This window comes from Adlercreutzia sp. (genome assembly GCF_056795635.1).
In genome coordinates this window covers 1-12,679 of record NZ_JBQIIT010000020.1, presented here as the reverse complement: position 1 = coordinate 12,679, position 12,679 = coordinate 1, and the positions used below count along the sequence as shown (strand labels likewise).

Here is a 12,679-nt window from a genome sequence, read left to right as displayed (position 1 = left end):
CGGTGCGGGGCCCTCTTGGGGCGCTCTGAGCTGAAAGGGAAGCCATGACGAAGAAGATCCTGGTCACGGAAGACTTGGTGCAGGAGGGCATCGACCTTCTGCGCGAGCACGGCTGCACGGTGGACTTCCTCATCGACCCCACGGCCGATGAGCTGGCCGGGGCCATTGCCCCCTACGACGGGCTCATCGTGCACCCGAACACCGTGGTGGACGCCGCGCTGCTGGCTGCGGCCGAGAACCTGAAGATCATCGGCCGGGCCGGCGTGACCGTGGACAACATCGACATCGATGCCGCCTCGGAACGCGGCATCATCGTGTGCAACGCCCCGAACTCCAACGTCATCTCGGCCGCTGAGCACACCATGGCCCTGCTCCTGTCCGCCGCCCGGCGCATCCCCGAGGCGAGCGCCTCCATGCACGCCGGCCAGTGGCGCCGGGCCGACTTCATGGGCAGCGAGCTGTACGGCAAGACGCTCGCCATCTTCGGCCTGGGGCGCGTGGGCGGGCTGGTGGCCGAGCGGGCCGCGGCCTTCGGCATGAACCTCATCGGGCACGACCCCTACTGCTCGCCGGAGCGGGCGCTGCATCTGGGCGTCACCCTCTACGACGATCTGGCCCCGGTGCTGGCCCAGGCCGACTTCATCACCGTGCACCTGCCCCGCACCGTGGGCACCCGCGGCATGTTCGGCGCCGACGAGTTCGCTGCCATGAAGGACGGCGTGGTGCTCGTGAACGCCGCCCGCGGGGGCATCTTCGACGTGGCGGCCCTGGCCGACTTCGTGGCGGCGGGGAAGGTGGCCGCCGTGGCCCTGGACTCCTTCGAGGAGGAGCCCTGCACGGCCTCGCCGCTGCACGAGTTTGCCAACGCCATCCTGACGCCGCACCTGTCGCCCATGACCCACGAGGCCCAGCGCCGGGCCAGCACCCAGATCGCCGAGGCCGTGGTGGCCGGCTTGGCCGGCGGCATGGTGGCCACGGCGGTGAACCTCTCGCCGCTGCCGCCGGAGGTGCTCGACGCCGTGGGGCCCTACGTGCCCGCCTGCCGCATGATGGGCACCATGGTCAGCCAGATTCTCGGTCGCACGCCGAAGTCTCTGAAGGTGGAGCTGGCCGGCGCCATCTGCGACGCCGATCCGGCCCCGCTCGTGGCCGCCGTGCTGGACGGGGGGCTGTCCTACCGCCGCATCGGCTCGTTCACCGCGGCCAACGCCGATGCGGTGGCCGCCCGCCACGGCATCGCCCTGACCACGTCGGCGGTGCACGATGCCCAGGAGTACGCCAGCTCGGTGCGCCTGACCGCCGACGACATCGAGGTGGCCTCCACGCTCTTCGGCACCGAGCACACCCCGCGCATCATCTCGCTGCTCGATTACAAGATCGACATCGCCCCGGGCCGCTGCTCCCTCGTGTTCGAGTACGTGGACGCCCCGGGCCGCATCGGCACCATCGGCACCATCCTGGGCGAGGCCGGTGCCAACATCACCACCATGCAGATCGGCACGAAGCCCGAGGAGTCCTGCGCCCTTGTGTACATGAACGTGGAGGGGAACGTGGACGAGGCTGTGCTCGACCGTTTGCGGGATGCCATCGACCTGCGCAATCTCTGGAAGATAATCCTGTAGGGGCATCCTGCGCGCTGGTTCTTGGCCCGAAGAGCCGCCCCGCCCGTCGCGCTTCCGGCTCGGTGCCATCCCGTTTTCCGCGCGGCGGCGCGGCGCCGCCGCGGTGCTGCGGGCGCCATCGGGCGCGCCGATGATAGGCCATCGGAACTTTTAACTGCTTTTGGCGGCGCCATCGCGAGGTGGCGCCGCTCGTTTTGCTATGATGCTCTCGGTCAGTTTTGCCCGCGCCGCGCGACGCGGGGCCACGGAAGGAAAGAAGGAACGGCATGACACGCAAGATCGACATCTTCGACACCACGCTGCGCGACGGCGAGCAGTCGCCCGGCGCCTCCATGAACACCGAGGAGAAACTGGTCATCGCGCGTGAGCTCCTTCGCCTGAACGTCGACGTCATCGAGGCCGGCTTCCCCATTTCCAGCCCGGGCGACTTCGAGAGCGTGCGCCGCATCGCCGAGCTGGCAGGTGATGCCGCCACGGTGTGCGCCCTCACCCGCGCGGTGGAGAAGGACATCGACTCGGCCGCCGATGCGCTGCGCTACGCCAAGCGCCCTCGTATCCACACCGGCATCGGCGTGTCGCCCTCGCACATGCGCGACAAGCTGCGCATCACCGAGGACGAGTGCGTCGAGCGCGCCGTGAAGTGCGTGAGCTACGCGAAGAAGTACGTCGAGGACGTGCAGTTCTACGCCGAGGACGCGGGTCGTTCCGACTTCGCCTTCCTGGCGCGGGTCATCGAGGCGGTCGTCGCCGCCGGCGCCACGGTGGTGAACATCCCCGACACCACGGGTTACTCGCTGCCCGAGGACTTCGGCGCCCGCATCAAGTACCTCATGGATCATGTGAAGGGCATCGAGAACGTCACGGTGTCGGTGCACTGCCACAACGACCTGGGCATGGCCACGGCTCTGTCCCTGGCCGGCGTGCGCAACGGTGCCACGCAGATCGAGTGCACCATCAACGGCCTGGGCGAGCGTGCGGGCAACACGGCCATGGAGGAAGTGGTCATGGCCATGCGCATGCACGGCGCCGAGTTGGATGCCCATACCGACATCAACACCCGCGAGTTCATCAAGGCGAGCCGCCTGGTCAGCTCCATCACGGGCATGAACGTGCAGGCCAACAAGGCCATCGTGGGCGCCAACGCCTTCGCGCACTCCTCGGGCATCCACCAGGACGGCGTGCTGAAGAAGCGCGACACCTACGAGATCATCGACCCGGCCGAGGTGGGCGTGGGGGCCAGCCAGATCGTGCTGACGGCCCGCAGCGGGCACGCGGCCTTGAAGCACCGCCTGGAGGAGTTGGGCTATGTCTACGAGGGCGATGAGCTCGACCGCATCTACACCGCCTTTCTGGATGTGGCCGACAAGAAGAAGGAAGTCTACGACGAGGACCTGGAGGCCCTCGTCAACGAGAGAGACCGCGAGCTGACGGCGCTCTACACTCTGGAGGGCGTGCAGGTGAGCTGCGGCTTCCCGTTGAAGCCCACGGCCACCGTCACCCTGCGCGGGCCCGAGGGCGACGAGCGCACCGTGTGCGACTGGGGCACCGGTCCCATCGACGCGGTGTACAAGGCCATCGACCAGATCGTGCAGGTGGACAACGATCTGTCCGAGTTCGCGGTGACGGCCGTTACCCGCGGCATCGACGCGCTCGGCGAGGTGACCGTGCGCGTGAAGGCCGCCGGCGGCGAGGTGTATGTGGGCCGCGGTGCCGACGGGGACATCATCGTGTCCTCGGCCAAGGCCTATCTGAACGCGCTCAACCGCCTGCTTGCCGAAAAGCGCTAGGGCGCCGTGTGGCCGCGCGCCGGAAAGCGCGCCCCCTTGGCTCCACGAAGCCGACGGTCCGTCCGTCGGCTTCTTCTTTTCCCAGGTGTTTTCGTGTATGATACGCCGATACCCTAGGAGAAGGAGAGGCTATGGCTGAGGACAACAAGCTCGGGCGCAAGATCACGACCCTGCGCGAGGCGCACCACCTGTCGGCCCAGGATCTGGCCGATCGCTGCGGTTGCGACGTGGCGCTCATCGAGCAGCTGGAAGGCGGGGAAGTGCCCACGTCGCTCGCGCCCCTCATCAAGCTGACCCGCGCCCTCGGGGTGCGCCTGGGTACTCTGATGGATGACGACGAGGACTTCGGGCCGGCCTATATCAGCGCCGAGGCCATGGCCGAGGTGGAGCGCGTCAAATCGCTCCAGACTGCCAAGGACGCCGGCGACCTGTCCTATTTCAGCTTGGCCGCGGGCCGTCCGTCCCGCCATATGGATCCCTTCATCATCACGGTGACCCCCACTGGCGAGGCCACTCACAAGCTGGATTCCCATGAGGGGGAGGAGTGGCTCTACGGCATGGAGGGCTCCATCGAGATCGAGTATGGCAGCGAGACCTACGTGCTCGGCCCCGGCGAGTCCATCTACTACGACTCCATCGTGCCCCACCAGGTGCGCGCCCACGCGGGCCAGAACGCGAAGTTCCTGGCTTGCGTATATACCCCCTTTTAGGAGGCGCAATGACTGAAGAGCAGAACGCCGCGCCGGTGCCCGGGTCGCCGGATTATCCGCTGCACTCGGAGCTGACCCTTGGCGCCTACCTGAAAGAGCAGGTGGCGAAAGACCCCGACCACGAGTTCGTGGTGTATCCCGACCGCGACCTGCGCTGGACCTACCGGGACTTCGACGAGCGCACCGACAACCTGGCCAAGGGGCTGCTGGCCATCGGCATGAAGCCGGGCGACCACTTGGGCGTGTGGGCCCGCAACATCCCCGATTGGCTCACCTTCATGTACGCCTCCGCCAAGATCGGCGTGGTCATGGTCACGGTGAATCCGGTGTACAAGTCCCACGAGCTGGACTACGTGCTGAAGCAGTCGGACATGAAGGCGCTTTGCGTCATCGACGCCTACCGCGACGTGGACTACCTGAAGATCATCCGCGACCTGGTGCCCGAATCGCTCAATGTGCAGCGCGGGTTCCTGCGCTCGGAGGAGTATCCCTTCCTGGAGAACCTCATCTACATGGGGCCCGAGAAGCACCGCGGCTTCTACAGCGTGCCGGAGCTTCTGCTGCTCGGCCAGCACAAGCCCGACAGCTCCCTGGAGTGGGCCCAGGGCCAGTTCGACAACAACGACGTGGTCATGATGCAGTACACGAGCGGCACCACGGGCTTCCCCAAGGGCGTCATGCTCACCCACCGCAACATCCTGAACAACGGCTTCTACATCGGCGAGGGACAAAAGCTGGGCGCGTGCGACCGCGTGTGTCTACCGGTGCCCTTCTTCCACTGCTTCGGCTGCGTGCTGGGGGTCATGGCCTCGCTCACTCACCGCTGCACCATGATCATCGTGGAGGATTTCGACGCGGGGCTTGTGCTGCAGGCCCTGCACAAGGAGAAGGCCACGGCGGTCTACGGCGTGCCCACCATGTTCATCGCCGAGCTGAACCACCCGGATTTCGACTCCTTCGACCTGTCCCATCTGCGCACGGGCATCATGGCCGGCAGCCCCTGCCCGCCCGAGACCATGCGCGAGGTCATGGAGCGCATGAACATGCGGGACGTCACCATCTGCTACGGCCTCACCGAGACGAGCCCGGTGTTCACCCAGACCTCGGTGGACGACGACATTCCCCACAAGTGCGAGACCGTGGGCCGGGCGCATCCGCCCGTGGAGGTGCGCATCCTGGACCCGAACGACGGCCATATCTGCGGTCCCGGCGAGCATGGCGAGCTGTGCTGCCGCGGCTACAACGTTATGAAGGGCTACTACAAGATGCCCGACGAGACGGCCAAGGCCATCGATGAGAACGGCTTCCTCCATTCCGGCGACATGGGCACCGTTGACGAGGACGGCTACTTCCGCGTCACGGGCCGCATCAAGGACATGATCATCCGCGGCGGCGAGAACATCTACCCCCTTGAGGTGGAGAACTTCCTGCTCACCATGCCCGGCGTGCTGGATGCCCAGGTGGTGGGCATTCCCGATGAGAAGTACGGCGAGATCGTCGGCGCCTTCATCCGCACGCGCCCGGGCCACGAGGCCATGACCGAGGACGACGTGCGCGAGTACGCCATCCCGCGCATCGCCCGCTACAAGGTGCCCAAGCGCGTGTTCTTCGTGGACGATTTCCCCATGACCCCGTCCATGAAGGTGCAGAAGTTCAAGCTGCGCGAAATGGCCGAGGAACTGGTGAAGGCCGGGAGGTAACCGGCATCCGAGAAAAGGAGCTGTTGTGAAGCGTGCGCTCACCCCTGGTACCTTCGATCCCATTACGGTTGGGCACCTCGATGTCATCACCCGTGCTGCCCAGCTGGTAGACGAGGTGGTGGTGGCCGTGGCTGTCTCGGCGAAGAAACGGCCGCTGTTGTCCCTGGACGAGCGCGTGGCCCTGGCCCGGGAGGCCACGGCGCACCTGCCCAACGTCACCGTGGAGCCCTTCGACGAGCTGCTCGTGGATTTTGCCCACCGCATGGGGGCCCAGGCGGTCGTCAAGGGCCTGCGGGCCATTACCGACTTCGAGTACGAGTTCCAGATGACGGCCCTGAATTACCAGCTCGACCAGGAGTTGGAGACGCTGTTCATCATGTCCACGCCCCAGCACATGTACCTGTCGTCGTCCATCGTGCGCGAGATCGCCTCCCTGGGCGGCGACGTGTCGCAGTTCGTCACCCCTGCTGCGGCCGAGGCCTTGCGCCGCCGCTATGCCGAACTGGCGGAGGCGCAGGGCTAGGGGTTTTCGTCGTCGGAGCTCGACAGTGGCCTCGACTTCGCGCGGGCTGGCTCTGGGCGGGCGGCATGCCCTTGGCGGGGCGGGTTCCCGCGGTGCCGATCGGCTCGCTTAAGTCCCTAGCCGTCCAGGGAATGGCCGGTGCGAGCCACGAGGCCGCGCAGGGCCTCCTGGGAGTTCACGCCGGTCTTCCCGTAGATATGGCGGATGTGGGTCTTCACGGTTTCCGGCGAGACGAACAGGGCCGCGCCGATCTCGCGGCGGGTGTCGCCGCGCATGATATGGGACAGGATCTCCGCCTCTTTGGGAGAGAGCCCGAAGCGCTCTGCCACGACGCGGCAGCTGTAGTTGGTCTGTCGGTCGCTGCGAACCTCGTCCGCCACGCGCTCGATGCCCCAGCCCTCGGCGAAGTTGTTGTGGTTCGAGAGGAACAGCGCGCCTACGAGCAGCACCAGGAGCAGGGCCAGGGTGAACGTGAGGGCTCCGGGGCTCTCGGCGGCGGGAACTGTTTTCAGCACGGAGCCGGCTATCACGAAGCCCCCGTAGCGACTGAGGGTCCAGATGCCCACGTTGAGGGCGATGGTCCAGTAGGGCGAAAGGCCCCGGGTGCGAATCAGGTGCACATAGAGGCCCCAGATAAATAATTCTATGAACCGATAGCCGAAGGAGAAGAGCCCGTAACTGGCCGGGATCAGCCGTCCTGCGAACAGGGCGAGCGCCAGGGCGGCCCCCAATGTGAGGAAGCCCACCTTGTAGAGGAGGTCATTGTAATGGATGCGCGGCCAGCCTACGAAGGGAAGGACTGCTATGGAGGCGATCAGGTACGCTCCCGGACCGAGCGAGGGCCAGGGGGTGTTTTCAAAGAGGAAGGAGAAGGCCCCGAAAGAGCCGGCCCACAGGGCCACGGTGATCATGAGCTTCCAGGGCGCTCGGGTCTCGGGCCGATGACGGCTCTGCGGCAGCGGCCCGCCTGGCGACTTCCCTTCTTTTCCGACGAGGGACCCCAAGGGTCGCAGCAGGATGAAGCTGCCCAGGGAGAGACCTAGCAGAACAAGTTGGAGGATAAAATCGGGCGCAGGGGCCACTGCCATGAATGCGGCCGCCCCCACGAAACTTCCCAGGCACACGCAGAACAGGGTCTGGCGCGTTCCCGCCAGGGCGAAGGCCTGACCGCACAGGAGGCAGAGAAGCCCGATGCCCACCGCGCCGAAGCAGGATCGCAGGAGGCCATTCTCATGGCCGCCACCCCGTTGCAGAAGAAGTTCAACATCGAGGACAGCACCGAGGCGTTCTACGCCTACATGTGCGCCGCTGGCGGCGGCGCGGCTAACGAGCAGGCCCTGAAGGTGCTCTGCGATTTCTCGCCGGAGCTCTACGATTGGTGCGTCGGCTGCGGCATGGACTTCGAGGGCGGCGATCTGTACCCCGGCGCCCATATCAACAGCTTCAACAAGACCGGCTACACTTTGTTCTACACAGGCAACGAGCAGGCTCGGGCCTACGCCCGGGTGACGCCCCCGGTGCCCCGTGGCCATTCCAGCTTGCCCAGCTCCTCGGGCAAGGATATCTTCGATGCGCTGGCGGCCACCGTGGATTCCCTGGGTGTCCAGGTGATGACCGGCACTCCCGGCAAACGCCTCGTCCAGGATGAGCGCGGCCGCGTGGTGGGCATTATAGCCGGCGCGAAGGGCGATGTGGCCATCCGTGCCCGCAAGGCCGTTATCCTCACGGCTGGAGGCTTCGGCAACAACGAGAAGATGATGGCCGAGCACTACGTCTACCCCAACCCGCGGGGCGCCGGCATCATCTCGGCCGGCAACGACAACGGTACCGGCATCCTTATGGGCCAGTCGGCCGGCGCCGCCACCTTCGGCATGGGCTCCTTCCAGTTGGGGCGTCCTCTCTCTACCATGGGCGACGCCTTGGCTCGCGGCCTTATCATGGGGGAAAGTGGCCGGCGGCTGGTGGCCGAGGATGAGTACAACACGTTCGTTGGCAAGGCCGTGGGCCTGGCGCTCACCGAACGCTGCTTCGCGGTCTACGACGAGGCGGCCCGTACCGAGGGCGCCCCGGAGAACTTCCTCGGCGATCCCGTGGCCACCTGCGGTTCCCTGGCTGAGGTGGCCGAGGCCATCGGCGCCGATGCCGACGCGGTGGCCTCCACCTTCGCCTTTTACAACGAGTCGGCATCGCTTGGCGAGGATCGGGAATTCGGCAAGGATCCCCGGTTCATGATTCCCTTCGAGGAAGGCCCGTTCTCGGTGTACGCCTGCGGTTCCGAGAGTTGCATGGTGGGCAGCCTCGGCGGCCTGAAGATCGATGTCGATGCCCATGTGCTTGATCTGAGCGATGAGATTATCCCCGGTCTGTATGCGGCCGGCCGCAACGCGGGCAGTATTTTCGGCTGGTACATGGGCAGCGGCGCCTCGGTGGCCGATGTTCTGACTTTCGGCATCATCGCCGGTCGTAACGCCAGCCAGGAAGGCGCCGAAGCCTAGAGGGGCCATCAAGGGGCGGGAAGGCACCCCGAGGGGTGCCTTCCGTTTTCCCGCAGTGGGGAAGAGGCATATCGGATCGGGCCCTAGGCCAGGGCGTACTTCGCGGCGTTGGTGCCGGCGTTGCGACCGAAGGTCATGCAGTCGGCGATGGCATTGCCGCCCAGGCGGTTGCTCCCGTGGATGCCGCCCGTCACCTCGCCGGCGGCATAGAGGCCGGGAATGACCTTGCCGTCGGCAGAGACGGCCTCGGACTCCACGTTCACATGGATGCCGCCCATGGTGTGGTGCACCGTGGGCACCTTGCGGCAGGCGTACCAGGGGCCGTCCACCATCTCGGCATCGGCGGTGTTGTCGGCCACGAAGCCGAACTCGTCCTCGGCACCGTCCACGACGGCGTTGTAGGCGTCGATGGAAGCCTGGAGGTTGGCGGCGTCCACATCCATGGCAGCGGCCAGGTCCTCCACGGTCTCGCCGGTCACGATGTGCTGCAGGGCCAGCATGTTGTTGATGGTGGCGCCGTTGGCATCGGGCTCGTCGGGGTCAGGGTAGCGCAGGGTGTTCACGACGACCCAGTAGGTGCCGTCGGGCTGGGCGAAGATGTTCTTGCACAGCACGTCGCGCTCGGCGCCCTCGTTCACGAAGCGCTTGCCCTCCTTGTTCACGAAGATGCGGTTGCGGCCGGAGGTGCGGATGTCCTCCATAAGGCCCGTGCCCGGGGTGCCGCAGGGATGCAGCTGGATGTCGGACAGGCCGATGAGCTCGGCGCCGGCCCCTTCGGCAAGCGCCAGGCCCTCGCCCTGGGCGCAGGGCTTGATGTTGGTGCAGCCGATGGAATCGTCCAGCACGACTTCCTTCCACACGCCGTCGTTCACCGACTGGCGGTACTCCACGTTGGCGCCGAAGCCGCCCGTGGCGATGACCGTGGCCTTGGCGTTCACGGTCACTTCCTCGTCGCCGTCGTAGAGGGCCTTCACCCCTACCACGTCGCCGGCCTCATTGGTGATAAGCTCGGTTGCCTGCATGTCGTTGAGCAGGGTGATCTTGTCGGCGTTGTCGGCGATGAACTGCTGGAAGGAGCGGATGTAGGTGTTGCCGGACGGGGTGGCGGGGTAGTGGCTGCGCTCGCCGAGGGAGCCCGTGGCGCTGCCGCACTCGTCCTTGAACTCCACGCCCAGGCTCTCCAGCCAGTGGACGGAATCCAGGGCGTTCTCGGTCAGGTAGTGCACGAGCTCTGGAGTGCCCTGCTCATGGCCGCCCTTGATGGTGGTGTCGTAGAACACCTCGATGGAGTCCTCGATGCCCTGCTTGCCCTGGCGCTCCGGGTCCACGGCGTTCAGCGCGCCCTCGGACACGTTCGTGGAGCCGCCGGTGATGCCGCACTTCTCCAGCACGATGACGTTGGCGCCGGCCTGGACGGCCGCAATGGCCGAGGCGAGGCCCGCGCCGCCGCCGCCCACGACGCACACATCGGTGTCGTAGGTGGCCTCTACGGCCGGCTTGGCCGGGGCATCGGCGGCCTGGAGGGCCTCCAGGGCGCCGGCCTGCTCGGCGCAGTCGGCCAGGCCCTCTTGGAGGGACATGGAGGAGAGAGTGGCGCCGGTCACGGTGTCGATGTTGATGGTCTGGTTCTCGACGACCTGGTCGGAGAGGGCCTTCAGGGCATCGGCTCCTACGCCGAGGGATTCCTGGTTGGCTGTGGTGTCGATGGCGGTGATGGCATCGTCGGAGAACGTGACGGTCATGGTGTAGGGGGCGTTGTGACCCGTCACCTCGGCGGTGTAGGTGCCAGCTTTCCAGCCGCCGGCTGCGGCCTTCTCGGCGCCGGAGTGAGGGGCACAGCCGGAAAGTCCGAAGCTCGCCAGGCCTCCCCAGATGCCGAGCACGGCCGCGCCCTTGCAGAAGGTGCGGCGGGAGATGCCGTTCGTGGAAACAGATTCGGATGTGCGGGTCATGATCGTTGCCTCCTTATATTGGCACTGCGGATTGTCAGCATCCGGAAAGCCGCTCGACCCAGCCATGGTTTCAATTCGCCGAGAGCCCAGGCGAATGCCTTGGGTAGACTTTAGGGCGACACGGCGACGTAACCCTGTGTCAATAGATCAGTGTTGTGCATGTGCATATTATGTGTTTCTATTTTGAAACTTGCGTTATGAAATTGTCTCGGCACGCAGCGCTAGTCGTGTTACAGGGCGGGGAAGGGATGAGAGTGCGGGCGGGGGCGATGCCCCCACGGGCCCTGGGCCGGCATATTTCGACCCGAAAAGGGACGAAGCCGCCCGGAGGCGGCTTCGCGAGGGGCGTGGTGCCGGGCGGATAGCTGCCGGGCACCTACGTCTGGGGCTGGGCATACGGCCCGGGGTGCCGGGCCGTTGCGGCGCGGGCGCCCCGTTCCCGTTCCGGCTCTAGCGGGCGCGGCGCAGGCGTCGGCGGGCGAGGAAGAGGGCCAGGGCCGCCGCCAGGGCGGCTGCTGCGCCCAGGGCGAGGCCGGCGGCCAGGTCGTCGCCGGTCTGGGCGAGGCGCTTGGCGCGGATGGTGGTGCCCTTGTCGCTCTTCCCGTCGAGGACGCCGCCCTTCTCGTCGGTGCCGGGCGGGTAGGCCGCCGGGCTCTCCACCTTCTCGCTCGCGCGGTCGAAGGCCTCCCAGCCCGCGGGCGGGTCGAAGGGCTCGCCGGCGACGGGATGGGTGCCGTCGGGGTCCCACTGGGAGGGCAGGGTGCCCAGGGCCGCGGCCACGTTGCCGATGTCGGCCCCCACGGCCTCCTCGGTCACCACGGCGTCGAAGGTGAGGATGACCTCGTGACCCCCGTACAGATGGCCCGCGGCCACCGCCAGGCGCCGCGTCCGGTCATCGTAGGCGCTATCGGGCACCGCGATCTCCGTGCCGTCGTCCAGAGTCATGCGGATGGACCCGCTCACCGGCTCCAGGCCGGCGGGCACGTCGTCGCGGATGACGGCGTCCATCCAAGCTGTGGCCGGCCCCTTGTTCGCAAGCACGATGCGGTAGCGCACCGTGTCGCCCACTCGGGTCTTGCCGTCGGTGCCCGTGGTGTTCTCGGCGGTCTTGGCCACCGTTACGTCGCCGTCGGCCGGGTCGTCGCCGATGAGGACGGGCGGCTCGGCCGGCGGGGTGCCGGCTACGGGCTCGTCGGCCGGCGGGGTGGCGGGACGGCCGGGCTCGGGGTCGGTGGGAATGGAATCGGGGCCGACGGAGGGCACCGTTCCGTGGGCGAAGGCCACGTTGGCGTTGTCCGCGCCCACGGCCTCCTTCCCGACGGTCACATCGAAGACGAGCACGGCGCTCTGGCCGCCCCACAGGTCGCCGGCGGTCACCGCGATGGTGCGCGAGGCCTTGTCGTAGGCGGCGTCATCCACGGCGATCTCGCGGTCTCCCACGGTCAGCTTCATCGACTGCGCCACGGGCTCCATGCCCATCGGCAGCGGGTCGGCGATGACGGCGTTCAGCAGGCAGCTGTCGGCCGTTCCCTTGTTCTTTAGGGTGATGGTGTAGCGGAGCGTATCTCCCGAGCGCGTGACCTTGGCGCCCGGGTCCGTGAGGTTCTCCACGGCCTTGGCCGTGTCGATAGCCCCCGCCCCCGGGTCGGCCGGAGCCACGGTCTCGGGACCGGCCGGGTAGGCCGGGGGAGTGACGGGCTCCGGGCCCTCGCCGGGCTTCGCGCCCGGATCGGGGTCCAGGTCCACGTCGGGGCCGGCCGGATCGGTCGGGTTCGGGCGCTTGCCCGCCGCCGAGGCCGCGTTGCCCAGGTCCACGGCGTCGGCATCGGAGAAGTCGAGGCCGGCGGCCACGGTGCACTCGAAGGTGAGCGTGGCGCTCGCGCCGCCCCA

At 67.2% G+C, this 12,679-nt stretch carries 9 protein-coding genes; 6 read left to right on the top strand and 3 right to left on the bottom strand.

Annotation, left to right across the window (positions count from 1 at the left end; genetic code table 11):
* The first annotated feature begins 44 nt into the window (after nucleotides 1-44).
* The 5 genes from serA to coaD all read left to right on the top strand — a co-directional run bounded on the left by serA (nucleotide 45) and on the right by coaD (nucleotide 6,342).
* The gene (gene serA / locus ACTOXK_RS10025; protein ID WP_482278291.1) at nucleotides 45-1,622 is read left to right on the top strand and encodes a phosphoglycerate dehydrogenase; all 1,578 of its coding nucleotides are present in this window, start codon (nucleotides 45-47) and stop codon (nucleotides 1,620-1,622) included.
* A 266-nt stretch (nucleotides 1,623-1,888) separates the two neighbouring features.
* Entirely contained in the window at nucleotides 1,889-3,409 is a 1,521-nt protein-coding gene (locus tag ACTOXK_RS10020; RefSeq protein WP_482278292.1) for a 2-isopropylmalate synthase, read from the top strand.
* Between the two features lie 131 nt (nucleotides 3,410-3,540).
* Complete coding sequence (locus ACTOXK_RS10015; protein ID WP_482279923.1) at nucleotides 3,541-4,119, top strand: helix-turn-helix domain-containing protein; 579 nt, start codon at nucleotides 3,541-3,543, stop codon at nucleotides 4,117-4,119.
* Nucleotides 4,120-4,127: 8 nt separating this feature from the next.
* Nucleotides 4,128-5,819: an AMP-binding protein gene (locus tag ACTOXK_RS10010; protein WP_482279922.1), complete on the top strand. Its 1,692-nt coding sequence runs from the start codon at nucleotides 4,128-4,130 to the stop codon at nucleotides 5,817-5,819.
* A gap of 25 nt (nucleotides 5,820-5,844) precedes the next feature.
* Nucleotides 5,845-6,342 (top strand): pantetheine-phosphate adenylyltransferase, encoded by a 498-nt coding sequence (gene coaD, locus ACTOXK_RS10005; protein WP_482278295.1) that lies wholly within the window; start codon nucleotides 5,845-5,847, stop codon nucleotides 6,340-6,342.
* A 116-nt stretch (nucleotides 6,343-6,458) separates the two neighbouring features.
* Here coaD and ACTOXK_RS10000 read toward each other — a convergent pair whose 3' ends face one another.
* Complete coding sequence (locus ACTOXK_RS10000; protein ID WP_482278296.1) at nucleotides 6,459-7,541, bottom strand: helix-turn-helix transcriptional regulator; 1,083 nt, start codon at nucleotides 7,539-7,541, stop codon at nucleotides 6,459-6,461.
* Nucleotides 7,542-7,574: 33 nt separating this feature from the next.
* On the opposite strand from ACTOXK_RS10000, the gene ACTOXK_RS09995 reads away from it, so the two are divergent.
* Nucleotides 7,575-8,837 (top strand): FAD-binding protein, encoded by a 1,263-nt coding sequence (locus tag ACTOXK_RS09995; RefSeq protein ID WP_482278297.1) that lies wholly within the window; start codon nucleotides 7,575-7,577, stop codon nucleotides 8,835-8,837.
* An 83-nt stretch (nucleotides 8,838-8,920) separates the two neighbouring features.
* Here the strand turns inward: ACTOXK_RS09995 and ACTOXK_RS09990 are convergent, their stop codons facing one another.
* Nucleotides 8,921-10,789: a flavocytochrome c gene (locus ACTOXK_RS09990; protein ID WP_482278298.1), complete on the bottom strand. Its 1,869-nt coding sequence runs from the start codon at nucleotides 10,787-10,789 to the stop codon at nucleotides 8,921-8,923.
* Nucleotides 10,790-11,239: 450 nt separating this feature from the next.
* Nucleotides 11,240-12,679 (bottom strand): LPXTG cell wall anchor domain-containing protein (locus tag ACTOXK_RS09985; RefSeq protein WP_482279921.1); only part of this gene is annotated, 1,440 nt, incomplete at its 5' end.

Bases quoted from the DNA above. Each gene is read 5' to 3' on its own strand.
- ACTOXK_RS10015 (WP_482279923.1), top strand. From the start codon at position 3,541: ATGGCTGAGGACAACAAGCTCGGGCGCAAGATCACGACCCTGCGCGAG.
- ACTOXK_RS10010 (WP_482279922.1), top strand. From the start codon at position 4,128: ATGACTGAAGAGCAGAACGCCGCGCCGGTGCCCGGGTCGCCGGATTAT.
- ACTOXK_RS10020 (WP_482278292.1), top strand. From the start codon at position 1,889: ATGACACGCAAGATCGACATCTTCGACACCACGCTGCGCGACGGCGAG.
- serA (WP_482278291.1), top strand. From the start codon at position 45: ATGACGAAGAAGATCCTGGTCACGGAAGACTTGGTGCAGGAGGGCATC.
- ACTOXK_RS09995 (WP_482278297.1), top strand. From the start codon at position 7,575: ATGGCCGCCACCCCGTTGCAGAAGAAGTTCAACATCGAGGACAGCACC.
- ACTOXK_RS09990 (WP_482278298.1), bottom strand. From the start codon at position 10,789: ATGACCCGCACATCCGAATCTGTTTCCACGAACGGCATCTCCCGCCGC.